The 1306-nt window shown below is 75.2% G+C and carries 1 protein-coding gene and 1 pseudogene; one reads left to right on the top strand and one right to left on the bottom strand.

The genetic code is table 11. From position 1 onward, the window contains the following. Positions 1-69 precede the first annotated feature (69 nt). Positions 70-639 (bottom strand): HIT family protein, encoded by a 570-nt coding sequence (locus SSBG_RS25460; protein WP_008748929.1) that lies wholly within the window; start codon positions 637-639, stop codon positions 70-72. A 67-nt stretch (positions 640-706) separates the two neighbouring features. Between SSBG_RS25460 and SSBG_RS25455 the strand changes: the two are divergent. Then, a pseudogene (locus SSBG_RS25455) lies at positions 707-1306 on the top strand (potassium channel family protein); the annotation flags it as partial.

Here is a 1306-nt window from a genome sequence, read left to right as displayed (position 1 = left end):
TCTCCCCGCGCCCGTGCCGCCCGGCCTCCGCCGTACCGCCGCCGCGCCGCGCCGTACCGCTGCCGCCGTTCAGGGCCGCCGCGCGGGCGGCCACGCCCGCGCGAGCAGCCGCCGGGTCTCGCCCAGGAGTTGCGGCAGCACCTTCGTCTGTCCCACGACGGGCATGAAGTTCGTGTCCCCGCCCCAGCGCGGCACGATGTGCTGGTGCAGGTGGGCCGCGATGCCGGCGCCCGCGACGGTGCCCTGGTTCATCCCGATGTTGAAGCCGTGCGCCCCGGAGGCGGTCCGCAGCGCCTCCATCGCCTGCTTCGTGTGCGCCGCGAGTTCGGCCGTCTCCCCCTCCGTCAGCGCGGTGTAGTCGGCGACGTGCCGGTACGGAACGGCCATGACGTGGCCGCCGTTGTACGGGTAGAGGTTGAGCACCGTGTAGACGTGCGTGCCGCGCGCGACGATCAGGCCGTCCTCGTCCGACCTGCCGGGGAGCTCGCAGAAGGGGCAGCCGTCGCTGGCCGCCGGGCCGCTCGGTTTCCCCTCGCCCTGGATGTACGCCATCCGGTGCGGGGTCCACAGCCGCTGGAACGCGTCGGGCGTCCCCACTCCGCTCTGCTGCTCCGGCTCACTCGTCATACAAGGCAGCATATGGCGTCACCCGTGCGGGGCGTGTCGTCCCTCCGCCCCGTCGCCGGACCCGCGCCAAGCTGGCCCCGTGCCCCTCTCGCCCGCCTCCGCGCCCGCCCCGCACCGCGAGGGCCCGCTCACCTTCGCGGCCCTGCTCCTGCTCGCCGCGTACGCGGTCCGCGTGCTCGACAGGGACCTCCCCGGCTGGGCGAAGGACCTCCTCCACGCGGCGATGGCCCTCGCCTGGGCCGTGGCGCTCCTCCCGGCTCGGCTCCGCCTACCCGCGCCACCACCCGCTCGCGCTCCTCGTGGCGGTGCTCCCCCTGCTGCGCCCGCTCCAGTTAGTACCGGTCTACGAGGCGGTACGGCGCAGGCGGCGGCGCCCCGCGCTGTCGGTCCCGGCCCGCGTGATCACGTACACCGGTATCGCCGTCGTCCTGACCGGCTTCACGGCGGCGCTCACCGTGTACTGGCTGGAGCGGGACGCGCCGGGCGCCTCGATCCGCACCTTCGGCACGGCGGTGTGGTGGACGTGCGCGACGCTCGCGACGGTCGGCTACGGGGACGCGGTGCCGGTCACGCCGTGGGGCCGCGTCGTCGCGGTCGCGCTCATGGTCTGCGGGGTCGCGCTGCTGGGCGCGGTGACGGGCGCCTTCTCCACGTACCTGCTGGGGGTCTTCGGCGCCGG

This window comes from Streptomyces sp. SPB074, from assembly GCF_000154905.1.
Taxonomy (GTDB): Bacteria; Actinomycetota; Actinomycetes; order Streptomycetales; family Streptomycetaceae; genus Streptomyces.
This window is presented reverse-complemented; position numbering and strand designations above follow the sequence as displayed.